Below are 24,209 nucleotides of genomic sequence, written 5' to 3' on the forward strand. Positions count from 1 at the left end.
CCCGGACGGTGCTGATTTCACGCGGAAGCGCGCCGTCATCCCGGGCTTGACCCGGGATCCATTCCGGAGCCTGCGGGATTGGGGCTCAGGCATGGATCCCGGCTCTTCGCTTCGCTGCGGCCGGGATGACACTGCGTTCTCGTAAAGGTGCAGCATGGTTCAGCCCTGCCGCTGGATCACGATCTCGACGCGCCGGTTCTTGGCGCGTCCTTCGCGGGTGGCGTTGGGCGCGATCGGGACGTCGGCGCCCTTGCCCTCGAAGCTGATCCGGTCGGGCTTGCTCAGCTTCGTCTTCAGCAGTTCGCCCACCGCCTTGGCCCGAGCCTGCGACAGCTCGACATTGGAGGGGAAGCGGGCCGTGCGGATCGGCACATTGTCGGTATGGCCGAGCACCTTGACGGCGCCGCCCTCGGTTTCCAGCACGGTGGCGATGCGCTCGATCAGCGGCCGGAACTCGTCGCGCACCGCGGCCTGACCGGGCTCGAACAGGGTGATGTCGACGAGCCTGACGAGGATGACGTTGGGCGTGACCTGACAGACGATCGGCGGCTGCACCGCGCCGCAGACCTTGGGCGGCACGGGCGGAGGCGGGAGCGGCGGCGGGGGGGCCGAGAAGACCTTGCGGACGATGCCGAGCTCGCCCTTGGGGTGGACCGAGAGCATGGCCGTGGCCGCGGCTTCCGCATTGCCGGACAGCAGGAAGCGGAAGACGAAATAGAGGCCGAGAACGGCGACGCCGGCCAGCGCCGCGACCGACCAGACCGGAACCTTGAAGCGCGCCACCTGCGAGGCGACGGCCTGGCCGCGCCAGCGCGGCGACAGCTCGGCGTCGGGCTGCTTCACGCGGCGCAAGGTCTCGAACAGGTTGCGCTGGATGATCTGGAGATTGGCTGCGCCGCCTGACGAGGTCCGGTGGATGCCCTGGAAACCAAGCGCCAGGCAGGCATGCATCATCTCGAGCAGGTCGTAATTGACCGACGGGTCCGCCTTGGCGCGGTCGAGTTCCTCGAAGAAGCGCACGCCGCCGGTGCGCTCGCCGAAGAAGCGCGAGAGCATGCTGTATTGCGTCCAGACATGCCGGTCCTCGCCGGGAATGTTCTGGACGATGTCGTCGGCGGCCGCGCACAGGATGTATTTCGCGATGCGGGTCTGTTCGGCGGAGATGCCGGCCGAACGGACCTCGTGCTCGAAGGCCTCGATCGTGTCCGTGACCTGTCCGAGCAACTGCGCCGGCGGAGCACTGCTCAAGGACGAGCGCAGGCGCCCGAGCAGCAGCAACAGCGGCCCGGCGGCGCGCAGCAGCGGGTTGGCGTTCGGTGTCAGGAGTTGTTCGCGTCCCGGCATCGGGCCGCCCGAGATCGGCGGGGGCGGCGGCGCCGGGCGCTGGGGAGCCGGCGGGGCGGCGGAGAGCCATTCATCGCCGGTTCCGGGGACGCCGGGCGAGGCGACGGATGGCGCATAGGGCGTGGGGGCGGCCGGCGCGGGTTGCGCCGGGCGGGAGGGCAGGGGCGCGCGGCGTCCGGCCGGGTTCGGCCTGATGATGGTCCGGTCGGAACGGCCGAACGGATCGGAGGGCGAACCCGGGTCGCTCATCGCCTGCCCTCGAGCACGGCCCAGAGTTCCAGTTCGAGGTCGGGCCAGTCACCGGAGAAGTGCATGCCGATCGAACTCGCCGTCGAGAATTCGGGCCAGAGCGGCGAGGTGCGGTCGAGATAGAAATAGACATGGTCGGTCAGCGCGCGGATCTGCGGCGGCGGCGTTGGCAGATGGACGAGATTGATGCCCGGCAGATGGGCATGTACGATCTCGTTCATCTTGGTGTTCGGGCCGACCTTAAAGAGCTGCGGGAACTGCGCCTGGATCTCGGTCAGCGGGCGCCGCGCCGCCACTTCCAGTACCAGCGTCGCGTTGCGGACGAGGCTGCGGTCGCGGATTGTCGACATGAAGGCGTTGGGCGCGCGCTCGGTGATCTCCAGCCGGATCGCGCGGCGGCCGAGATTAGCCGAGAGGAAGTCCTGGATGTCGCGCACGACCGGCGTGAAGCAGTTTTCCAGATCGTCATGGTCGTAAGGAGGGTAGTCACGGGCGCGGCGCTCGGCCGTGGTGAAGGTCGCAAGCTCGCCGGCCAGTGCGACGAAGGTCACGAACAGCCGTTCGGGATGGACGTAGCGCGACTGGCGCAGATGCTTCAGCACCGGGATCTGCCGGTTCAGCAATTGCAGCATGAAATAGTCGGCGCTCTGCAGGCCGCCGCCTGCGGTCGGGTCTGCGGCATAGCGGGCGAGTTCTTCCAGCTTGTTGTCGATCCAGCCGATGACGCGGTCGAGCCAGCCCTCGATCACCGGATAGGCGGAGCAGACCAGCACCGGCGGGGCGAATTTCTCGTCGAACAGGATCGCCCGGTCGCGGACCTCGAGGATGCGCCCGAGCGCCAGGCCGACATAGCCGGCCTTGGCGGTCTTGCGCAGCTCCAGCGTCAGGCGCGGATGGGCGATGTCGATCTCCTCCTCGATCCGCAGCGAGGCGGTCGAATCGATCAGCATCTCGGTAGCGGGGACGAAGCGGCTGGCGCTGCCGTTGAGCGCGTCCTCGACCTCTCGGGTGTTGGCCGAGGCGAGCGGCAAGGAGAGCCAGACGATCTGGCCGGCGGCGTTCTCCGGCACCTCGATCGCCAGCGGCAGCGGGCTGTTGTCGGGCATGGCGAAGGGCGTTCCGTCCGGCATCACGCCGACGGCGCGGCGCAGGCCTATCCGGCTCTGCTGGGCGAGATCGCGGTCGATCTCCAACACCGAGAATCCCCATGGGTAAGGGGTGACATGCCGGACGCGGTTTTCCAGCAGGTTCTCAAGATACCGATCGTTCTGCTGGAAGTGATGTGGCCTTAGAAACAGCCCTTCCGACCAGACGACCTTGCTGTACCACGACATCCGGGTCTCGCTCACTCAAAGGCATGTCGGCAACCTTATACGGGTCGCCAACAAGCGTCACCAAGCGAATGCTAGCCCGCAAGAAAACGGCCGCCGTCATTGACTTGAATGATGCGCGGTTGTGCGATCGTGGGCAGTCGATCAAGATCGAATCCGCTGCCTATATCGGATTGTCCGCGCGAGACGCGATGATGTCCGGTGGGGGCGCCAAGCAGGAGCTGACGAATGCCGACAGGCCCAGCCGCGCGAATTCTCGACATGGTGCTGCATCCGCTGCCCGGCATCCTCCAGCCCGGGCCCGGCAGCCCGACCGTGCTGATCGGCGGCCTGCCGGCCTGGCGCGGCGTCTCCGCTGCTGCGGCGGCGGCGATCCAGGCGGCGCGACAGGTCTCCGATGCCGCGATCGCGACGGCTGAAGCCGCTACGCTCGCGGCCGCGGGCACGCCCGGCGCGCCCGCGGCCAAGGCGGCCGAGGAGACCGCCAAGGCGACGGCTGCTGCCAGCATGGGCTCGATGATCACGGGGGCGGCCGGTGGTGCGGACATCCATAGCTGCCTGACATTGCTGCCCATGCCGCCGCATGGACCGGGCGTCGTCATCGACGGCTCGCAGACCGTGCTGATCAACAATCTCTCGGCCTGCCGTGTCGGCGACACGATCATCGAGGCGGTCGGCCCGCCGAACAAGATCACGATGGGCCTGACGACGGTCATCATCGGCGGCTGACGGGTCCGGCATCCTCGGGTAGACGGGGCCGGCGCGGGCCGTTCCGCGTCAGCCGACTTCACGAGAGGATACCGACCATGGCCATCGAACGCATCGGAGTGACTCAGCGCTGGTGCGATGCCGCGATCTTCAACGGCATCGTGTTCCTCGCGGGCCATGTCGCCGAGAAGACCGAAGGCCGCCCGCTCGGGGAGCAGACGACGGAGGTTCTGGCGCTGCTGGAAGAGACGCTCGAGGCCGCCGGCAGCGACAAGAGCCGCATCCTGAGCGTCCAGATCTTCCTCACCGACATCTCGAAGATCGCCGAGATGAATGCCGTCTGGGACGCCTGGGTGCCGCCGGGTACCGCGCCGGCCCGCGCCACCGTCGAGGCCAAGCTCGCTTCGCCGGACCAGTACATCGAGATCACGGCGGTGGCGGCGAAGAAGGGCGCCTGAGGCGCTGTTCGGTCAGCCGTCTTTGCGAGCGCCCGGCGTCATGCTCGCGCTTGTGGCGAGCATCCACGTCTTGAACACAGGTCTCGACCAGCGAAGACGTGGATGGTCGGGACAAGCCCGACCATGACGGCGTGGCAGTCTCACTTGCCGCCGCGGTCGTAGCACTCGGCGAAATAGAGCATGAAGGCGTCGACGAGGCCGTCCTCATAGGGGGCGGTCTTGGCCTCCCAGCGCGCGACATAGGCGTCCCACATCTTGGCCTTGCGCGAGCCGAGCAGGGAGTCGAGGCCGCGTTCCTGCGCCATGCTTTCGGCGATGGCCTGCGGGTCGAGATCCTCGACGAGCATGCGCAGAGCGTGCTGCATGGCCGAGTAGGTCTTGATCTGGTGGGCCTTGAGGTCGCGGAAGCTTTCGTCGAAGGCCTTCTGCGCGCTGAGATAGCCGCTCTTCGGTCGGCCGAAGATGAGCTGCAGCGCGTCGTCCACGGTCGGCGAGAACTTCAGCGGATTGTTGTCCTGCGCCTGGATCATCGTCTGGTTGGCGCTGCGGGCGATGCGCTTGCTCTCGGCGCGCGCGGCGAGAAGCTGCTTCAGCTCGATCGCGACGAGACGCATCAGCCCGCCGAGCTGTTCGGCGAAGGCGCCCGGATCCTGCCAGCCCAGGTCGCCGGTGGAGAGGCCTGCGCCCTTGGCGAAACGCTGGACGAATTCGGCTGCGGAGATTGAGGGCATGCCGGCCGGCGGCGGCGCGAAAGGCTGCGAGGGCGGCGGCGTGAAGGGCTGGGCCGGCGGCGAAGCGGCCGGAGGCAGCGATGCGATCGGTGTGGCGGGCTCCGCCGACGATGGATCGCCCCAGGGATCGCCCGGGGGCAGGTCGGCCGTGATCGGACGACGCGGCGTCGGGATCGGCGCCACCGGCTCCGCTGCCGGCGGGGGCGGTTCCCGATAGGGGGCCCAGGCGAAGTCGTCGCTACGCGGCTGGGGTGTCGGCAGGGCTGGCCGCGGGACTGCGGGTTCGGCCGTGGGCGTCGGGATATCGGCGGCCCAGTCGATGAAGCCGTCATGGACGGGGCGATGCCGGCTCGGTGGCAGCAGGTCGCGGCGCGGGATCGGCGGGGCCTCGTCGCCGCTCGATGACCAGAGCGATTCCGGCTGGGCGGCATAGGAGGGAGTTGCCGGCGCCACCGCCTGTTCCGCCTGGGCCGCGTCGTCGATCGTGACGGCGATGATGTAGTGGCCGATCTCGAGCCGGTCGCCATGCTGGAGCCGGTAGGGCGACTGCACGCGCTGACTGCCGCCGTTGACATAGGTGCCGTTGGTCGAGACGTCGCGCAGCCAGTAGCTACCGTCCTGGAAGCGGACCTCGCAATGGCGGCCGGAGATCGCTCGCGTCGGATCGGGCAGAGACCAGTCGAGATGCTGGTCTCTGCCAATGTCGAGGCCGCGCCCACCGCTCAACGTGACGCTGAGGGGACCGCCGTCGGGCAGCGCGGTCTCGTTCTCGATGGTCAGCGTCAGTGGCATCGCACATCTCCCGGGCTCGGCCGCGACCCCGTGCAGGGTGCAAGCCCGGCGCTTCCGGCAGCCGGAAGGACGGTGGTGTGCCGGCCGGCCGGCCAGCGTTCAGGATCTCGTCTTGCCGTCGTCATCGGCCAATCGAATGCATGCTTCGACACAATTGCGCAATGCGGCCTGATGTTCCCGCCCCGAAAGCCGGCCCAGCGCCACCAGAACGGCGATGCGCGCCATTTTCGCAGTCAGGTCGGGGGGGCAGGGCACAGTATGGGTCGCCACCATGCTGCCGCCGGAATAGGCGGCGGCGAAGGCGGCCCAGGTGCCGGGCAGGGCGGTGTCGCCCTCGTCCGCCAAGGCGAGCGCCGCCCTGCGCGTCTCGTCGCGCGGATCGCGGACCCAGGCCTCGGCGGCGGCGAGGCCTGGGTCCGGCGCCGTTCCGGGCGCCTGCATCGCGCGCAGCGACTGCGACGCCCACCAGACCGCTTCACGGCGTGGCAGGACGAAGGCGCAGAAGCCGATCGCCTCGGCTGGCGCCTGGCCTTGCGCCAGCCGCTTCAGGAAGGCCAGCGGATGCTCGGTCGTCGGCTTGGTCGCGATGACCTTGCGGAGCGAGGGGAAGGTGTCGAACACCTCCTGGGCGGTGCTGAAGCGAAGGCGCGACATCACTCTCTCAGTCGATCTTGTTCAGTTTATCTTGACCATGCCGCCATTGATGATGACGACCGCATCGCTGCGCACCTCGGTCTTGGCGACGCTGGTGATCACGATGGTCGGCGAGGAGATCTCGATGCTGGTCGGCAGCATCTTGATCGTGCTCTGGCCGACCGTGAGGTTGATCGCGTCGCGGGCCTCGATGTCGAGCTTGCCCTGCTCGACATGGAGGAGATCGTTGCCCTTCTTGAGCCTGGTTTCGCGCGAGTAGCCGCCGCCGCTGTAGTCGGGGCCGACCTCGCGCGTTTCGCTGTCCTTGATCAGGGCCTTGAAGTCCTTTTCGGCCTGGATGCTGAAGACCTCCTGGCGATAGCGGTCCTCGAACTTGATCTCGTTGTAGCAGTTGGAAATGCCGGCCCCGTCGGTCGATTCGGATTTCAGGCCGGACTGCGTCTTGTTGTCGGGCAAGGCGTAAGCCGGCTTGTGCTGGTCGTTGACGACCGTGCCGGTGACCAGCGGCAGGTCCGGATTACCTTCGAGGAACTCGACCACGACCTCCTGGCCGATGCGCGGGATGACCTGCCCGCCCCAGTTCTTGCCGGACCACATCTGCGCGACGCGCGTGCGGCAGGAGGTCGATTCATCCTCGCGGTCCCAGTGGAAGCGGAGATAGACGCGGCCGAACTCGTCGACGTCGATGTCGCCTTCCTCGCCCTGATTCTTGTCGCCCACGACCTTGGCCGTGTGAGGGCCGTAGACGGTTGGGCGCGGGGTCAGCAGCGGCGCGCGGAAGCGCCGGTCGCTCTTCTGGAACTCATAGGAGCCGCGATAGGTCGATTCGTCCCCGCTGCCAGAGCGGTAGCTCTGTCCGGTGAATGAATGGGTCGCGCCGACGACGAGGTACTCGATGTTTTCAGAGGCGGTCTGGTGCGCGGCGAGCTTCATCAGCGCCCCCGGAAAGAGGCTGGGCGCGTCGCCGGCGGCGTGGCGGCGATCGTCCTTGGCCTGCTGCGCCTGGGCGCGCACGCGGGCGAAGTGTTCGCCCTCGTCCCGCTTGATGTAGCTGCGGGGATAATCATAGGCCTCGTAGGACTTGGCCTTGTCGAAGCCCTCTTCGGCGCGGGCGGTGAGGTCGGAGCCAGACTGCTGGAAGTCGTAGTCCTTCAGCGCGATCTTGCCCGTCCGCAGGCGCCGCATGCTCGACCAATGCGTCATGTGCTCGATATGGCGCGGCAGGCGGCTGGAAACCGGCATCAGCGGATAGGCGGTTCCGGCCCCGGCGAAGGTCGGCTGGGCGGCGGCGTTGACCGGGTCATGCGAGGAGCGTGAATCGGACAGCACCAGCTTGTGGTCGCCATCGACGTGCTTGAAGTAGTAATAGATGCCGTACTGCTCCATCAGCCGCAGCACGAAGTCGAGATCGGTCTCGCGATACTGCACGCAGTAGTCGATCTTCTGCAGCCCATCGCTGGTCCGGTCGTCGAAGCTCGCCGTCTCTTCCTTGGCGAAGATCAGCTTGATGATGTCGATCGCGGTCTTGTTCTTGAAGATGCGGCAATCGGCCCGCTGCGAGAGCAGCCAGAGCCATGGCCGCAGCGTGAAACGGTAGAGATACAGGTCGTTTTCCTTGCCGTGCCATTGGGCATCGACCAGGGTTCCGTTGAAGATCCGCTGGCTGCCATTCTTCAGGGTCATCTTCACGGAGCACTTCTGGCTCATGATGCTCTGAAGATCGGCGTTTTCAGTCTTGCTTGTCGCCTCTATCTGAAATGTAAACAATTCGCTTAAAGCTTCCTGCCCTTCAAACTGTACAAGAGAAAATACGTCTTGACCCAAAGGGGTTTCGAACGAAGCAGTTCTTTGAAACTGTCGAAGATCGGCGGCCATCAACGAAACCTCGCGGTTGTAGATGCTATTTTGATATTGACGTAGCGGATGGCGCGAGTCATAATTTGCGCCTTCTATCCTTAGCCGCCCGCGTTAAGCTAAACGGGAGGGGGACCATGCGCAAGCAACCCGCGAATACAGCCATCGCCATCCTTTCCGTCGGTTTTTACGTGCTGCAGGCGCTGCCGGCGCAGGCGCAGACCTACAAGGCGGACGACATCGTCAAGCATTTCCAGCCGGCGACGCCGCAGGTCAGCGCAACCCGCGGGCTGTGCATCGGCACGGAGGCCGACTGCAGCAAGGCCGGGCATGTCGTGAAGCCGGCTGCCGTGGCAGCCTTCGACCTCGTAGTCCGATTCAAGTACAATTCCGACGTGCTCGAGCCCGATGCGCGGGTCAATCTCGACGAGTTCGCCAAGGCGCTGAAGACGCCGCAACTCGCAGCCAGCAGCTTCGTGGTCGAGGGGCACACAGATGCCTCCGGCACGCCGTCCTACAATCGCGATCTGTCGCAGCGGCGCGCGCAGGCGGTGGTGCGCTATCTGAGCGATCGCGGCGTCGACACGGCCAAGCTCGCGGCGCGCGGCTACGGCCAGGACAAGCCCGTCGTCGCCGATCCCTTCGCCGGCGAGAATCGCCGTGTCGAAACGCGGCTGAAGACCGACTGAGCGAGCCCGACGCGCCCGCTGGGCGGATTTCCCTGCGGTCGAGCCGCTGAATGCGTGACGGGTGAGGGCCATGGCGGCTTTGAATTTTGCTGAATACGCGGGTGCAATTTCCGGCGACGAGCCCTGCGGGCCGGACCTCGAGGACGATGCCGACTTCATGAACGTCACGGCGCGGCTCGAAGTCGCGCTGCCGGCGCAGTATTTCAGGCGCGACGACGACGGGCGGCAGGTCGCATTCGATCGCGGCAGCATCGAGTTCCCGGCTGCCTTTTCCGACCTCTCGAAGCTGCTGGAGCGATCCAGAGATCTCAGGGTCTTCGTGCTGGCGGGCAAACTCGCGATCCTCAATCGCGACGTGCCGGCTTTCGCGGCATGCCTAACGACCATTACCACCCTCCTGTCCGAGCATTGGGAGGAGGTGCATCCGCGCGCCATGGATGGCGATTTCATCATGCGCGAGGTCGCGCTGCAGAGCCTCGACGAACTGCCAACGGTCGTGCTGCCGCTGCAGCATGCCCCGCTGTTCGTCAGCCGGCGCATCGGCCCGTTCGCCTTCCGGAGCCAACTCGTCGCCAGCGGCGAAACGAAGCTCGTCGAGGGGGAGCAGCATCCCGACCAGGGCACGATCCAGGCGGCGCTGAGCGAGGTCGACATCGACGATCTCACGGCCACGCTTGCCCGGGCCCGCGCGATCGCCGACGCGCTCGGGGCGATCCGCGCGATCTGGCTGGAGAAGGTCGGGGCCGATCATACGCTCAGCTTTCCGCGCCTCTCGGCGCTTGTCGGTCAGATCGTCGCCTTCCTCGATGCGGCGGTGGCGCGTCGCTTGCCGGGGCACCAGGCGGTGCCGATGGCGGAGGCGACGCCCGGCACGGTCGCGCCAGCAGGCACGAACAGCTTTGCTCCGGGCTCCTGCGGCAACATCCTTCAAGTGAAGGATACCTTGGCCGCCTGCCTCGGCTACTTTCGCCGCATGGAACCTTCCAGCCCGGCGGTTCTCCTGATCGGCCAGGCGCAGCAACTGATCGGCAAGTCCTTGATCGAAGTCATTCAGATCATGTTCCCGGATCATTTGGCTACGGCGGTGCTGGAGATCGGCGACCGGCCGCGTTTCCGGCTGCCGCTGGAGCGTCTGAGCGCGCCGGAGGAAACGGCCGGGGAGGATGGTTACGAGGATCGCTCCTACGAGGAGGAGACGTCCTACGAGGAAAGTTCCGACGAAGATGCTTCCGATGCATCTGCGGATGAAGGCGAAACCGAATCCGGCGGCGAAGGCGATGCCGACATCGTCGAGGATGCGGCTCCGGAACCTGTCGAGGAGCCGCGGGCGGCCCCGGCCAAGGCTGTCATTCCCAGGATCGAGAGCCGCACGGACGCGATCGCGGGGATGAAGGCGGTCGCGGCGTTCTACCGCCAGATCGAGCCTTCGCATCCGACGCCGCTGCTGATGGACAAAGCCTGCGCGCTCGCGCAGCAGGATTTCATGGCCCTGCTCGGCAATATCCTCCCGGAAGTGGCCATGATGCCGGACGCCGACAGCTAGGACAGTTTTTCGTATTCCGCTTGAACCAAGCGTCACACTGGCGAGACTATATCGGTAGAGAGCAACAACGGTTAGGATGTCACGTTACGTCGGCGTGACGCGATTGCAGAGGGGCAAGCACCATGGCCGGAGATTCAGGGCAGAAGTTCATCCGCCGCAACAGGCCGCCGCGGGTCCACATCACCTACGAAGACCCGTACAATGCCGAGCAGAAGATCGAGCTGCCCTTCGTCATGGGCGTGATGGCCGATCTCTCGGGCAACGCTTCGGGCGTCGACAAGGCCGAGATCTCGCAGCGCAAGTTCCTCGACTTCGACATGGACAATTTCGATCAGCGCATGGCCGCGATCGAGCCCGGTGTCGCCTTCAACGTGCCCAACAAGCTCGGCGATGGCGGCGACAAGCTCTCGGTCGCGCTGAAATTCTCGAAGTTCGACGATTTCAACCCGGCTGCCGTCGCCCGCCAGATCCCGGCGATGGCCAAGCTGCTGGAGGCGCGCGAACAGCTCGCCAACCTCGTACGCTTCATGGACGGCAAGATGGCTGCGAGCGACCAGATCAAGGCGCTTCTGGCCGATCCCCAGCTCATGGCGGCGCTCAAGGACAAGCTCGGCGACAAGCCGTCCGACGGCGCGGCGACCGAAGACAGCAAGTAAGCAAGCGAGGCGGCAATGGCAGCGGAAGCACAAACCCAGCAGCCCGGCGGCGCAGTCGCCGAGACGCGTGATCTCGACGAGTTCGCCTCGGTCCTGAAGCAGAGCTTCAAGCCCAAGACCGAGCGTGCCGCGACGGAGGTCGAGGCCGGCATCGCGACCCTGGTCAACCAGGCGCTCTCGGACTCGACGCTCATCAAGAACGATGTGCTCGATACGATCGAGGAGATGATCGCGAGGCTCGACGCCAAGCTGACCGAGCAGATGAACGAGGTGCTGCACGCACCCGAATTCCAGCAGATCGAGAGCGCTTGGCGCGGCCTGAACTATCTGGTCTTCAATTCGGAGACCGATGCGCAGCTCAAGATCAAGGTGATGAATGTCTCGAAGAACGAGCTTTATCGCAATCTGAAGACCTATCCCGGCGCGCGCTGGGACCAGAGCCCGCTGTTCAAGCAGGTCTATGAGCAGGAGTTCGGTCAGCTCGGCGGCCAGCCTTTCGGCTGTCTGATCGGCGACTACCATTTCAGCCATGTGCCGACCGACGTGCAGTTGCTGCGCGACCTCTCCAAGGTCGCGGCCGCCGCTCACGCCCCCTTCTTCGCCGGCGCCGAGCCGACGCTGATGGGCATGGACTCCTGGACGGAGCTGTCCAACCCGCGCGATCTCAGCAAGGTGTTCGACACGCCGGATTATGCGGCCTGGAAGGGCCTGCGCGATGCGGCCGACTCCCGCTATGTCGGCCTGTGCCTGCCGCGGGTGCTCTCGCGGGTGCCTTACGGCGCGAAATCGGAGCCGGTCGAGGAGTTCGCCTTCGAGGAGGACACTGACGGGCACAAGGGCGAGAAATACGCCTGGATGAACGCGGCCTATGCGATGGCCGTCAACATCAACCGCGCCTACAAGGAATACGGCTGGTGCACGCGCATCCGCGGGGTGCAGTCGGGCGGCGAGGTGCTCAACCTGCCGACCCACACCTTCCCGACGGATGATGGCGGCATCGACCTGAAATGCCCGACCGAGATCGCGATCAGCGACCGGCGCGAGGCGGAGCTGGCCAAGTCCGGCCTGATCCCGCTGATCCACCGCAAGAACACCGACAAGGCAGCCTTCATCGGCGCGCAGTCGCTCTACAAGCCCAAGGCGTTCTCCGGCCCCGACGGGGTCGCGGCGACGGCTTCGGACAACCTGTCGGCGCGGCTGCCCTACATGTTCGCGGTCTCGCGCTTCGCGCACTATCTGAAGTGCATGGTGCGCGACAAGATCGGCTCCTACAAGGAAAAGGAGCCGCTGCGGCGCTGGCTGCAGGAGTGGATCACCGACTATGTCGATGGCGATCCGGTCAATTCCAGCGAAGAGACGAAGGCACGGCGCCCGCTCTCCGATGCGCGCATCGACGTCTTCGAGGACGAGGAGAACCCTGGCTACTACTCGGCCAAGTTCTATCTCAGGCCGCACTTCCAGCTCGAGGGCATGGATATCGGCTTGAGCCTGGTCTCACGCCTGCCAGCTCCCAAGACGTGATCGTCACCTGACCAGCATGTGAAGTCAGCAACGAAGACCTTCAGCGCTCCGGGCGGTCGAGCCCGGGCGCGCAGGAGAACTGCGTCCAGTATTCGGGTTTCACAACCACATTCACCCTCACTCCCAACCATTGGAGATGATCATGGCTACCGACTTCCTTCTCGAGATCGACGGCATCAAGGGCGAAAGCCAGGATTCCAAGCACAAGGACACGATCGAGGTCGATTCCTTTTCCTGGGGCGTCAGCAACGCTGGCTCGCATGCGGCGGGTTCCGGCGGCGGTGCCGGCAAGGCGAGCTTCCAGGACATCCACTTCACCTCGTCCGTCGGCAAGGCCTCGGCCAACCTGGCGCTCTCCTGCGCCACCGGCAAGCACATCTCCAAGGCGGTGCTCTATGTCCGCAAGCAGGGCGAGAACCAGCAGGACTACTATGTCCTGACGCTGGAGGACCTGTTGGTGTCGAGCTACCAGTCCGGCGATGCCGCCGGCGGCTCGAGCGTGCCGACCGACCAGTTCTCGCTCAACTTCGCCAAGATCAAGTACGAGTACAAGTCCCAGAAGAAGGACGGCACGCTGGACGCGCCGGTGACGATGACCTGGGATCTCAAGGCCAACAAGAAGTGACGTGAGACGCAGGCCGGTGTCGCGCGAGCGGCGCCGGCCTGCCGCTTTTCGATGGTCGTTGCGGAGAAGCGCCGCGGCGGCCATCGTGCTTGTGTCCCCGCCCGGCGGCGGGTTCCGTCGATGACCGAGATGCGATCCGGGATGCCATGAACGGCCCGATGCCATGAACGGCCCGATCTCCAGGAAGCGGCTGCGGCCGCCTTTGATGTTCGCTTTTCGCGAGGCGCATCTGGAAAAGGATGCGAAGGTCTCGCTCGACCTGCGCGACGAGGGCGGCGAGCGCGTCATCGCGAACCGCCGCGCCGCGCCGCGCGCCGCCATCACCGAGCCGAAGCTGAGGCGCGAGATCGCGCTCGACCTCGAAGGGCTGGTCAACACGATCAACCTGGCCTCGTCGGTCGACCTGTCGGATCACGAGCATGTCCGGCGCTCGATCCTGAACCACGGCTTTCCCGACCTCGCCAACCGGACCATCGACGAGCATCGCGTCGATCTGATCCGCGAGGACATGATCGCCGTGCTGCTCGAATACGAGCCGCGACTGATCCAGGAAACGATCGCCGTCGAGCGCGACGATTCCCTCGACAGGGCCGAACTCAAGGTGCGCTTCCTCGTGCGGGCGGACCTGAATTGCGAACCGCTCAACATACCCGTCCAGTTCGTCGCCGATCTCGAACTGGATACGGGCAAGATGGCGATCAGGAGCCGGTAGGGACGATGAACCAGGAGTTCCTCGACTTCTACAACCAAGAGCTCCGCCTGTTCATGGAGCACACGAAGGAATTCGCCGAAGAGTATCCCGGCATTGCCGAAAGGCTGGGCGGGCTCGTCGGCGAGCGCATGGACCCGATGGTCGGCGGCCTGCTGGAGGGCGCGGCCTTTCTCGCGGCGCGCGTGCAGCTCAAGCTGAAGCACGAGTTCCCGGAATTCACCAACAACCTGCTCGAACAGCTGATCCCGAACTACCTCGCGCCGACGCCCTCCGCGCTGCTGGCGGGCATCCGGCCGCCCTTCTCGGATCCCGGCCTGCGCGAGGGGATGAGGATCCCGCGCGGCTCCTATATCGACGCGACCTATCTCGAACGCGAGCGCCGCGTCGCCTGCCGCTATCGGCTCGGCGCGGATGTCACGATGTGGCCCTTCGACATCGCCGCGGCCGAATACATCCCGGCGCCGGGGCCGCTCCAGGCTCTCGGCCTGCGCACCGATCACCGGGCCCTGTCCGGCTTGCGGCTGTCGCTGACGCACCGGACCATGGCCGACCCCGAGCAGGAACCGTCGCCGGCGCAGGCGCTGAAGACGCCGACGAGCTGGTTTTCCGGCTGCAGGTGCAAGGATCTGACCTTCCACCTGCTTGGGACGGAAGCCGATGCGGTCGCGCTGTACGAGCAGCTCTTCTCCGATTGCGTCGGCATCTATTTCCGCCATCTCGATGAGTTCGGCGACCCGGTCATCACGCCCGCCGAGGGCTGTTCGCTGGAGCAGCTGGGCTTTTCCGAGAACGAGGCGCTGCTCCCGGCCGATACCCGCATCTTCCGCGGCTTCGACCTGTTGCGCGAGCTGTTCTGGTTTCCGCGCAAATTCCTCGGCTTCAGGCTCGACGGTCTCGCGCGGATCATGCCGAAGCTGACGGCCAAGGCGGTCGACGTGATCTTCGTCTTCGACGAGGTGAACACGCGGCTTGCCGCCGCGGTGCAGAAGCAGATGTTCGCGCTCTATGCCGCGCCCGCGATCAACCTGTTCGAGAAAACGGCTGACCGCATGCCGGTCAAGAGCAACCAGCATGAGTTCCATGTCGTGCCGGATCGCAGCCGCCAGCTCGACTACGAGCCGCACAGCATCCTCTCGGTCCACGCCCACTATGTCGGCGGGCGCGAGAAGCAGCCGGTGCACCCGCTCTATTCCTCGCCCGAGGGCGCCTCGCCGACGCATGGCCTGCTCTATACGCAGCGCCGGCTGCCGCGCCGCCGCTCCGTCGCCGAGCGGCGCACCGGGCGCTCCTCCGACTATACCGGGACGGACATGTTCATCTCGCTGGTGGAGCCTGCCGGCGTTAGCGACAGCGTCTCGGTGGCCGAACTCAGCGTGCGTGCGCTCTGCTCCAACCGGCATTTGCCGGAGCATTTGCCGACGGGCGAGGGCGGCGCCGATTTCCGCCTGATCGACAATGTCGCGCTCGACGTCGCCTGCCTGTCCGGGCCGACGCCGCCGCGCGAGCCGATCGTCTCGCAATTGCGGCTGCGCTCGGAGACGGCGAGCACCGGTGTCGTGACCTGGCGGCTGATCAACCTGCTCAGCCTCAATCATCTCGGCCTCGTCCAGCGCGGCGCGGGGCAGAACGGCGAAGCGCTGCGGGAGCTGCTCTCGCTCTTCGCCGATCTCGCCGACAGCGCCACCGAACGGCGCATCCGCGGCATCAAGAGCGTCGACAGCCGGCCGGTGGTCAGGCGCTTTCCGCAGCGGGCAGGGACGGGCGCGGCGCGTGGGCTGGAGATCACCGTCGTCCTCGACGAAAAGGCCTTCGAGGGCTCGGGCGTCTTCCTGCTGGGCGCGGTGCTAGACCGCTTCTTCGCCGAGTATGCGGCGATGAACCACTTCACCCAGACGGTGATCCGAACCGTCGAGCGCGGGGAGGTGATGCGCTGGCCGCCGCGCGCCGGAGCGAGGCGGATCCTGTGAGCGAAAGCGCGAATCCGAGCCCAAATCTGAGCCAAGCCCTGCAGCGCGAGCCCAGCTTTGCCGAGCAGTTGCAGGACGAGCCCTGGCGCTTCGATTTCTACGCGGTCATGCGCCGGCTCGAACGCAGCTTCCCGGACCGGGCGCGGATCGGCGACGTCGCGGCACGCCGCGACGAATATGTCGCGCTGGGCGAGCAGGCCTATCTCGATTTCCCGGCTTCGACGATCGCGGAGGCGGATCGCGACCTGCAGGGGCGGCTGCGGCTCTTCGTCAAGTTCCTCGGCCTGCTCGGGCCGCAGGGCGCGCTCCCGCTGGCGACGACCGAGGAGAGCTATCACTGGCAGCTCCTGCGCGACGACGCCTTTCCGCGCTTCCTCGACATCTTCAACCACCGCTTCCTGCAGCTCTTCTACCGCGCCTGGGCGGACTCCCGGCCGATCGCGCAGCATGACCGGCCGGAGTTCGACCGCTTCGCCGCCTATGTCGGCAGCCAGATCGGGCTCGGCTCGGGGCCCTATCGCAACCGCGATGCGGTGCCGGATGCCGAGATGCTGTCCCATGCCGGGCTGATCGGAGCGCAGGCGAAGTCGGCCTCGCGGCTGCGGGGCCTGCTCGCCGGGCTGTTCAAGGCGGAGGTCGAGATCGAGCAGTTAGTCGGCATGCGGCTGGTCTTCGACCCCGCCGACCGGACGCGACTGGGCGGCAGCCATTGCACGCTCGGCGGCGACGCGCTCCTGGGAGCCAGCGTCTATAGCGTCGAGGACAAGTTCCGCATCTGCATCGTCGCGCAGAATCTGGAGGAGTTTTCCCGCTTCCTGCCGAACGGCGATCGCTGCGAGCCCTTGGCGGATGCCGTCTTCTTCCATCTCGGCGAGCAGTTCGAATGGGATGTCGAGCTCGCCCTGCCGGTCGGCGAGGTCAAGCCCGCTCGGCTCGGCCAGTTCGGCAGTCTCGGCTGGACGAGCTGGATGTCGCCGAACTGGGACGTCTCCGCCGGGGCCTTACGCCGCGACGCCCGTTTTCATCCTGCCGAGCGCATGCGCCAGAAGCGCAGCCGGGCCACCTGAACCTCGACGCTCAAGGAGACCGTCATGGCCGATATCAGTCTCGAAGCCGTCACAGGCAAGCTCAACCGGGTCGGCTATGAGGCCTTCATCCAGGCGCTGCGCCAGGCCAAGGGAGCGGGCAACCGCAATGTCGAGCTGGCCCATTGGCTCGCCCAGATCCTGCAGCGGCGGTCGACCGATATCGGGCTGACGGCGCAGCATTACAGCCTCGACATGGGCAAGCTCGCGACCGATATCGGCGGCGTCATCGAGGGCTTCCGCAAGAACGAGACGGAGATGCCCGGCGTCGCCAACAACGTCGTCGACGTGCTCGACCGTGGCTGGCACTACGCCACGCTGTTCTTCGGCGAGACGCAGATCAGGACCGGCCATGTCCTTGTCGCGGCGCTGAAGTCGCTGGAGCTGCGCCGGGCGCTGACCGGAATTTCGAAGGAATTCGGCAAGATCCCGGTCGAGGAACTCGCAGCCGGCCATGCCAAGATCTGGGAGGCTTCCGAGGAGGAAAACCTGCGGCCGATGGACGGCTCGGGGTTGCGCGCCGCAGGCACGCCAGGCGCTGAAGCTGCCGAGGGCGCGAAGGGCACCACCGCGCTCGACCGCTTCTCGCAGGACCTGACCGTCAAGGCGCGCGAAGGGGGGATGGACCCGATCCTCGGCCGCGACGACGAGATCCGCCAGGTCATCGACGTACTGATGCGGCGGCGCCAGAACAACCCGATCCTCACCGGCGAGGCCGGCGTCGGCAAGACGGCGATCGCCGAGGGGTTCGCGCAGCGGGTCGCGGCCGGCGACGTGCCGCCGCCGTTGAAGGGCGTGCGGGTCGTGGCCCTCGACATCGGCCTGATGCAGGCCGGCGCCTCGATGAAGGGCGAGTTCGAGCAGCGCCTGCGCTCTGTCATCGACGAGGTGCAGTCCTCGCCGACGCCGGTTATCCTGTTCATCGACGAGGCCCACACGCTGATCGGCGCGGGCGGTGCGGCCGGCACGGGCGACGCCGCCAACCTGCTGAAGCCCGCTCTGGCGCGTGGCACGCTGCGCACCATCGCCGCGACGACCTGGTCCGAGTATCGCCAGTATTTCGAGAAGGACCCGGCGCTGACCCGGCGCTTCCAGCCGGTCAATGTCGACGAGCCCGATGTCGCGCGCTGCTGCACCATGCTGCGCGGCCTGATCGGCCCGATGGAGAAGCACCACAAGGTCCGCATCTCCGATGCCGCGATCGTGGCGGCGGTGACGCTGTCGCATCGCTATATCCCCGCCCGCCAGCTTCCCGACAAGGCGGTCAGCCTGCTCGATACGGCCTGCGCCCGCGTCGCCATCAGCCAGAGCGCGACGCCGGCCGCGATCGAGGACGCCCGCGTCGGCATCTCGGCGTTGGAGCAGGAGAAGGGGGCGCTGACCGCCGACCAGGATCTCGGCAGCGAGACCGAAAAGCGGCTGGGCGAGATCGAGGTCGAGATCGCCGAACGGCAGCAGAAGCTGGCGGCGCTGGAGGCCGCCTGGGCGAGCGAGCTTGCGATCGTCGAGGAGATCAAGGCGCTGCGCGCCAAGCTCGGCGAGAAGCCTCCGGCCGCCGATCCGAAGGCGGATGTCGCCCGCGACGTCGCCGCCGGCGAGGCGGGGGAGCCGGCGCCGGAGCCTGCCACGCCTGTCTCGACGGAAGCGGTGGGGGAGACGCCCGATCCGGACGCGGCGCGCGCGACGCTCGCCGAGAAGTTCGCGGCGCTCGGCGGCATCGATCCGGCACAGCGGATGATCTACGCCCATGTCGACGAGCAGTCGGTCGCCTCGGTCGTCTCCGACTGGACCGGCATTCCGGTCGGCCGGATGGTCGCCGACGAGATCGAGACCGTCCTGAAGCTCGCCGAGACTTTGAGCAAGCGCGTCGTCGGCCAGGACCATGGCCTGTCGATGATCGCAAGGCGCATCGAGACCAACCGCGCCAAGCTCGACAATCCGAACAAGCCGATCGGCGTCTTCATGCTCTGCGGTCCTTCCGGCGTCGGCAAGACCGAAACGGCGCTGGCGCTGGCCGAGCAGCTCTATGGTGGCGAGCAGAACGTCATCACCATCAATATGTCCGAGTTCCAGGAGGCGCACACCGTCTCGACGCTGAAGGGAGCGCCTCCCGGCTATGTCGGCTATGGCGAGGGCGGGCGGCTGACGGAGGCCGTGCGCCGCAAGCCCTATTCCGTAGTGCTGCTCGACGAGATCGAGAAGGCTCATCCGGACGTCCACGAGCTGTTCTTCCAGGTCTTCGACAAGGGGGTGATGGAGGATGGCACCGGCCGGCGCATCGACTTCAAGAACACGCTGATTATCCTGACCTCGAATGTCGGCACCGACGAGATCATGCGGAGGGCGGCGAACCCGGCCGAGCGGGCCGATCCGGAAGCCATGGCGGTGGCGCTGCGGCCAGCGCTGCTCAAGGTCTTCCCGCCGGCGCTGATCGGGCGCCTCGTCACGATCCCGTACTACCCACTCTCGCCGGACATGCTGGGCGGCATCGTCAGGCTCCAGCTCGGCCGCATCGGCAAGCGCATCCGCGACAATCACGGCGCGGCCTTTATCTATGACGATGCGGTGGTCGAGCACATCGTCGCGCAGTGCAACGATCCGGATTCCGGCGGGCGCATGATCGACAACATCGTGACCAATTCGATGCTGCCGGCCTTGTCGCGCGCGATCCTGCGCCTACAGCTCGACAAGAAGCCACTGACGGAAGCGCGGGTCTCGGTCGAGAACGGCACCTTCGCCTACGCCGTGTCGTGAACCGGGCGACGCCTCGCGCCGACAAAGCGCTGCGGAGCCTCACGACAAGGGACTGACGATGGCCTTCTCAGAATATGCCGACTGGTGGGACAAGCAGAAGCGGGAGACCGAGACGATCCTGGGCGAATGGGTCGAGGACAATCCGCAATGGTGGGCCGTGACGATCGCCACCGGCGTGCAGACCTCGATGGATCTGGGTGCCGGCTTCGTCGACGTGCTGCGCTTCGGTGAAGGCATGTCGGAGGGCGGGCTGGGCGGTGTCGGCAAGGACGCGCTGCGGCTGCTCGCGATCCTCGGGCCGCTCGGCCGGATAGGCGGCGTGTTCGCGCGCCTCTCGCATCTGAAGCAGATCCGGCTGGCCGTGCAGGTCAAGGGCGTCAGCGGCCCCTGCGGCTTCCAGGCGGTGAACAACGCCATGTCGATCACCAAGGGCAAAAACTACTTCATCACGGTGAAGGACATGGCCGAGGCGCTCGGCAAGCCGCTCGGCTCCCTCGCCAAGAACGAGCGGGGACGCTACGTCCTCTCCAACTCGATCGAGAAGATGCTGACATTCCTGACCCAGCAGGGTGTCCGGATCAAGCAGTACACGCATCCCAAGACGATCCAGGACGCGATCCAGATCGCTCGCGGCGAGAGCGGCGTGACGATGTTCGCGATCCGCTGCATGACGACGACCGGCAAGCCGATCAAGCACGCCGTCATGGCCGTGCGGGATACGCTCGGGCGCGTGCGCTTCGCGGACTATGGCGGGAAATATTACCATACGCTCGACGATCTCGTGAACGGCCTCGGCTACGGCCCGGTCGACAAGGCGGGCATCTTCCTGAAGCCGAACGCGCCGGTCGGCGTGGTCGACGAGATGCTTCTGACCGGAGCATTGGAACTGGGCGGCGCCCTGACGAAGGGCGTGGTGCTGGTGATCGAAGGACTGACCGCGATCGAGACCAGCGAAGGCGTCGACCTCGCCGCGCCCGTGGTCGTCGCGGCGACCTCCGTTCCGGCCAAGCAGGACCCGGCGCCGCCGGAGGTCGTCAAGGGCAGCTTCGACGCCTTCAAGGAACGCAAGCAGGGCAGGACCGTGATCCGGCTGCCGGAGATCGTCATCAAGGCGGGCGGCAAGACTGCGCCCAGTGCCGAGTGGCTGACGGGCGTGCAGTTTCGCCTGAACGCGCTCGGCTTCGGCGCTGGCCCCGTCGACGGCATCAAGGGGCCGAAGACGACCAAGGCTGTCAGAGCGTTCCAGAAGGCCTATCCGCCCCTGAAAATGGACGGCATTCCCGGGCCGAAGACGCAGGAGAAGCTGGTCGAGATCTGCGGCTTCTAGGGCGGGGCGGGCACGGCGCCTTCCGATAGGGTATCGTGCCGGCGTCCTTCGTTTGACGGACCCCGGCCGAGCCGTCGCGGTGCGTTATCGCTGCAACGGGTCGAACGGGCTCGATCGGGGAGCAGCGGATGTTGCAGCCAGCACGACTGAAAAGCCGGTCCGCCGCGCCGCAGGGACCGTCCGGCCCGCGGGAGCCGACACGCCCGCCCGAACCGCGCCGGAGGCGGCCGTCGCGCGTCGGCAAGGCGGGACGCGCGATGGTGCTGCTGACGGCGGTGGTCGGCGCCGTCTGGAGCGCTGCCGCGACCTGGCTGCTGTTCCAAGAAAAATCGATCGTCGCCATGCTCCAGCGGGAGCAGCGGGTTCTGCAGGCGAGCTATGACGAGAAGATGCGGGCGCTGACGCGCCGGCTGGTCTCTTCGATTGCGACGCAGCGCCTGCCGGGCGCGGCGGCAGGGGGCGGTGGGGACGACCAGCTCGCCGACCTGATTTCGCGCCAGATCGAGCTCGAGGCGCGGCAGAACCTGCTGGGCACCCTGACGGGTCAGGCAGTGGCGCCAGTGTTGCCGCCGAGCGGCGCGCAGGGGCCGGGCGGGACGGGCGGGTTCGCCGCCAGCGATCCGTTCCAGGGCAATATCCTCGAACGCATCAACCCGGCCGTGGTCGCGCCGCAGAAGCGCCAGATCGCGGTGACACTACGTTCGGAGGAGCCGCTGCCGCTGGCCGAGCGTGTCGCGGTGCTGCAGCAATCGCTCGACCGGATCGAGTCCGCGCAGGGCCAGCAGCTCTCGGCGCTGGGCTTGCGGCTCCTCGGCCGCGTTCAGGAGATCAGGTCCTCGCTGGCCGAGCTCGGGCTCGACGTCGCCAAGGTCAGGCTGCCGCCGGCGCGCCAGGCGATGGGCGGCCCGCTGATCCCGCTTTCGGTGACGATGCGGCCGGGCAGTTTCGAGCACAGGGTCGTGCAACTGGGCGAGGGCCAGTCGCTCTTCGGCCGTTGGCGCGAACTCGCCAATATCGTGCCGCTGCGCCGCCCGCTCGACGGCGATGACAGCACCACGAGCAATTACGGCATGCGCACGGACCCGTTCACAGGGGCGCCCGCAATGCATTCTGGCATGGATTTCCGCGGCGAGACCGGCACGCCGATCCGCGCCACCGGAGCCGGCAAGGTGCTCAGGGCCGAGGTCGCGGGCGGCTATGGCAACATGGTCGAACTCGACCATGGCAACGGCCTGACCACGCGTTACGCCCATCTCAGCGCCTTCGACGTCCAAGCCGACCAGATCGTGCCGCACGGCGCAATCATCGGGCGGCTCGGCTCGACCGGGCGCTCGACCGGGCCGCATCTGCATTACGAGACGCGTCTCGCGGGCGAGGCGAGCAACCCGTTGAAATTCATCGAGATCGGCGCAAGGCTGTCGCAGCCGGCGCTGCCGGCGGGGGTACGATGAGCAGGACATCCGAGTTCTGAAACACGGCGTCATCCCGGAGCTGCGCTTCGCTCCATCCGGGATGACGATGAGGTTCGTGTGAAAACGCGATTCAGTTCGCAGCCATCTGCTCGGCCATGAAGCGCTCCAGCGCGGCCTGGTCGTCGGCGGTCAGCCTCAGGCCGAGCTTGCTGCGCCGCCAAAGCACATCGGCGGCTTCCCTGGCCCACTCGGCCCGCATCAGATAGCGCACCTCGCGCTCATAGAGGTCGGCGCCGAAATGGCGCCCGAGATCGGCGACGCTGGCCGCGCCTTCGAGAATGCCGCGCGCCCTGGTGCCATGGGCGCGTACCAGCCGCGTCGCGGTCTTGCGGGCGAGCCAAGGGTGGGTGGCGGCCAGCGCATCGACCTGCGCGTCGAAGCCCTCGACCGGGAAGTCGCCGCCGGGCAGGGTGCCGGTGACGGTCCAGGTCGGCCGTGCGGCCCAGCCCGCGTGGGGGGCGAGCTTCTCCAGCGCCGACTCCGCCAGGCGGCGATAGGTCGTGATCTTGCCGCCGAATACGGAGAGCAGCGGCGCCTGGCCTTCGGGCGCGTCGAGCGTCAGGACGTAGTCGCGGGTCGCTTCCTGAGCCTTGCTGGCGCCGTCGTCATAGAGCGGCCGGACGCCCGAATAGGTCCAGACCACGGTCTCCGGCGTCACCGGCTCGCGGAAATACTCGCTCGCGGCGGCGCAGAGATAGTCGATCTCCTCCGGCGTCGCCTTCGCCCCGGACGGATCGCCCCTGAAGTCGCGGTCGGTGGTGCCGATCAGGGTGAAGTCGCGCTCATAGGGGATCGCGAAGACGATACGGCCATCCGAATTCTGGAAGATGTAGCAGCGGTCGTGCTCGTAGATGCGGGGCACGACGATATGGCTGCCCTGGACCATGCGCACGGCGGCCTTCGTGTTCGAGCGCACGACACCGCCCAGCACCTCGCCGACCCAGGGGCCGGCAGCGTTGACGAGGGCTTTGGCCAGAACGGTTTTCCGGTTTCCGTTGCTTTCGATGGTGATCCGCCAGGAGCCGTTGTCGCGGTCGGCCGCAACGACGCGGCTGCGCGTGTGGATCGCGGCGCCTCTCGCCGCCGCATCCATCGCGTTCAACACGACGAGGCGGGAATCCTCGACCCAGCAATCGGAGTATTCGAAGGCTTTCGCGCCGTGGTCCTTCAAAGGGCGGCCGGCGGCATCATGGGCGAGGTCGAGCGTGCGCGTTGCCGGCAGCTTCTTGCGGCCGCCGATATGGTCGTAGAGGAACAGGCCGAGCCGCAGCAGCCAGGCCGGGCGCAGGCCCTTGTGGTGCGGCAGGACGAAGCGAAGCGGCCAGATGATGTGCGGCGCGATCGCCCAGAGCCGCTCGCGCTCCATCAGCGCTTCGCGCACCAGCCGGAACTCGTAATGCTCGAGATAGCGTAGCCCGCCATGGATCAGCTTGGTCGAGGCGGAGGATGTCGCGCTGGCGAGATCGTCCTTCTCGAACAGGATGACGGAGGCGCCGCGTCCTGCCGCGTCGCGCGCGATGCCGCAGCCATTGATGCCGCCGCCGATGACGGCGAGGTCGTAGACGGGTTCCGAGTCGGTCATGGAGGGCATCAGGCCTTGAAGATGGTTTCGGCGGCAAGGCCGTTTCGGGCGCATGCGTTTCGGGTGTCGACGACGAGCTTGGCATTGCGGACGATGAGGCCGTAATCGACGTCGTCATGGTCTGTCGCGATCAGCACGGCGTCGAATCCGGCGAG

19 protein-coding genes are annotated in these 24,209 nt (G+C 66.8%); 13 read left to right on the top strand and 6 right to left on the bottom strand.

Translation table 11 applies throughout. From position 1 onward, the window contains the following. Positions 1 to 159 precede the first annotated feature (159 nt). Both tssL and tssK read right to left on the bottom strand, forming a co-directional pair. Positions 160 to 1,593, bottom strand: a complete 1,434-nt coding sequence (tssL, locus tag AC1RMY_RS08495; protein ID WP_492863505.1) for a type VI secretion system protein TssL, long form — start codon at positions 1,591 to 1,593, stop codon at positions 160 to 162. After that, positions 1,590 to 2,927, bottom strand: a complete 1,338-nt coding sequence (gene tssK / locus AC1RMY_RS08500; RefSeq protein ID WP_492863506.1) for a type VI secretion system baseplate subunit TssK — start codon at positions 2,925 to 2,927, stop codon at positions 1,590 to 1,592. The genes tssL and tssK overlap by 4 nt, the downstream gene beginning before the upstream one ends. A gap of 225 nt (positions 2,928 to 3,152) precedes the next feature. Between tssK and AC1RMY_RS08505 the strand changes: the two genes are divergently transcribed. Together AC1RMY_RS08505 and AC1RMY_RS08510 are read left to right on the top strand one after the other, a co-directional pair. Beyond that, positions 3,153 to 3,653 carry a PAAR domain-containing protein gene (locus tag AC1RMY_RS08505; RefSeq protein WP_492863507.1) on the top strand — a complete coding sequence of 167 codons (501 nt, stop codon included), beginning with the start codon at positions 3,153 to 3,155 and terminating at the stop codon, positions 3,651 to 3,653. Between the two features lie 77 nt (positions 3,654 to 3,730). After that, positions 3,731 to 4,090, top strand: a complete 360-nt coding sequence (locus AC1RMY_RS08510; protein ID WP_492863508.1) for a RidA family protein — start codon at positions 3,731 to 3,733, stop codon at positions 4,088 to 4,090. A 140-nt stretch (positions 4,091 to 4,230) separates the two neighbouring features. Here the strand turns inward: AC1RMY_RS08510 and tagH are convergent, their stop codons facing one another. From tagH to AC1RMY_RS08525, 3 genes are all read right to left on the bottom strand, one after another. Then, entirely contained in the window at positions 4,231 to 5,613 is a 1,383-nt protein-coding gene (gene tagH / locus AC1RMY_RS08515; RefSeq protein WP_492863509.1) for a type VI secretion system-associated FHA domain protein TagH, read from the bottom strand. A 99-nt stretch (positions 5,614 to 5,712) separates the two neighbouring features. Beyond that, positions 5,713 to 6,267: a DUF6931 family protein gene (locus AC1RMY_RS08520; RefSeq protein WP_492863510.1), complete on the bottom strand. Its 555-nt coding sequence runs from the start codon at positions 6,265 to 6,267 to the stop codon at positions 5,713 to 5,715. A gap of 21 nt (positions 6,268 to 6,288) precedes the next feature. Further along, entirely contained in the window at positions 6,289 to 8,142 is a 1,854-nt protein-coding gene (locus AC1RMY_RS08525) for a type VI secretion system Vgr family protein (RefSeq protein WP_492863511.1), read from the bottom strand. A 116-nt stretch (positions 8,143 to 8,258) separates the two neighbouring features. Here AC1RMY_RS08525 and AC1RMY_RS08530 point away from each other — a divergent pair, with 116 nt between their 5' ends. The 11 genes from AC1RMY_RS08530 (at position 8,259) to AC1RMY_RS08580 (ending at position 22,451) form a co-directional block, all read left to right on the top strand. Next, positions 8,259 to 8,810 carry an OmpA family protein gene (locus AC1RMY_RS08530; protein ID WP_492863512.1) on the top strand — a complete coding sequence of 184 codons (552 nt, stop codon included), beginning with the start codon at positions 8,259 to 8,261 and terminating at the stop codon, positions 8,808 to 8,810. 70 nt (positions 8,811 to 8,880) lie between these two features. After that, positions 8,881 to 10,353, top strand: a complete 1,473-nt coding sequence (locus AC1RMY_RS08535; protein WP_492863513.1) for a type VI secretion system protein TssA — start codon at positions 8,881 to 8,883, stop codon at positions 10,351 to 10,353. A gap of 122 nt (positions 10,354 to 10,475) precedes the next feature. Then, entirely contained in the window at positions 10,476 to 11,009 is a 534-nt protein-coding gene (gene tssB, locus AC1RMY_RS08540; protein ID WP_492863514.1) for a type VI secretion system contractile sheath small subunit, read from the top strand. Positions 11,010 to 11,024: 15 nt separating this feature from the next. Next, on the top strand, positions 11,025 to 12,530 hold the full coding sequence (tssC, locus tag AC1RMY_RS08545; protein WP_492863515.1) for a type VI secretion system contractile sheath large subunit: 1,506 nt from the start codon (positions 11,025 to 11,027) through the stop codon (positions 12,528 to 12,530). A 142-nt stretch (positions 12,531 to 12,672) separates the two neighbouring features. After that, on the top strand, positions 12,673 to 13,155 hold the full coding sequence (locus tag AC1RMY_RS08550; protein ID WP_492863516.1) for an Hcp family type VI secretion system effector: 483 nt from the start codon (positions 12,673 to 12,675) through the stop codon (positions 13,153 to 13,155). A 205-nt stretch (positions 13,156 to 13,360) separates the two neighbouring features. Beyond that, positions 13,361 to 13,867: a type VI secretion system baseplate subunit TssE gene (locus AC1RMY_RS08555; RefSeq protein WP_492863517.1), complete on the top strand. Its 507-nt coding sequence runs from the start codon at positions 13,361 to 13,363 to the stop codon at positions 13,865 to 13,867. A gap of 5 nt (positions 13,868 to 13,872) precedes the next feature. Next, positions 13,873 to 15,834, top strand: a complete 1,962-nt coding sequence (tssF, locus tag AC1RMY_RS08560; RefSeq protein WP_492863518.1) for a type VI secretion system baseplate subunit TssF — start codon at positions 13,873 to 13,875, stop codon at positions 15,832 to 15,834. Continuing rightward, positions 15,831 to 16,901 carry a type VI secretion system baseplate subunit TssG gene (tssG, locus tag AC1RMY_RS08565; protein WP_492863519.1) on the top strand — a complete coding sequence of 357 codons (1,071 nt, stop codon included), beginning with the start codon at positions 15,831 to 15,833 and terminating at the stop codon, positions 16,899 to 16,901. Before tssF ends, tssG begins: the two co-directional genes overlap by 4 nt. A 24-nt stretch (positions 16,902 to 16,925) precedes the next feature. Continuing rightward, positions 16,926 to 19,673 carry a type VI secretion system ATPase TssH gene (gene tssH, locus AC1RMY_RS08570; RefSeq protein ID WP_492863520.1) on the top strand — a complete coding sequence of 916 codons (2,748 nt, stop codon included), beginning with the start codon at positions 16,926 to 16,928 and terminating at the stop codon, positions 19,671 to 19,673. Positions 19,674 to 19,731: 58 nt separating this feature from the next. Then, the gene (locus tag AC1RMY_RS08575) at positions 19,732 to 21,000 is read left to right on the top strand and encodes a peptidoglycan-binding domain-containing protein (RefSeq protein ID WP_492863521.1); all 1,269 of its coding nucleotides are present in this window, start codon (positions 19,732 to 19,734) and stop codon (positions 20,998 to 21,000) included. A 257-nt stretch (positions 21,001 to 21,257) separates the two neighbouring features. After that, positions 21,258 to 22,451 (top strand): M23 family metallopeptidase, encoded by a 1,194-nt coding sequence (locus AC1RMY_RS08580; RefSeq protein ID WP_492863522.1) that lies wholly within the window; start codon positions 21,258 to 21,260, stop codon positions 22,449 to 22,451. A gap of 91 nt (positions 22,452 to 22,542) precedes the next feature. Here the strand turns inward: AC1RMY_RS08580 and glpD are convergent, their stop codons facing one another. Next, complete coding sequence (gene glpD / locus AC1RMY_RS08585; protein ID WP_492863523.1) at positions 22,543 to 24,054, bottom strand: glycerol-3-phosphate dehydrogenase; 1,512 nt, start codon at positions 24,052 to 24,054, stop codon at positions 22,543 to 22,545. Positions 24,055 to 24,209 lie beyond the last annotated feature (155 nt).

It is taken from the genome of Allobosea sp. GW822-FHT03F07 (genome assembly GCF_058801345.1).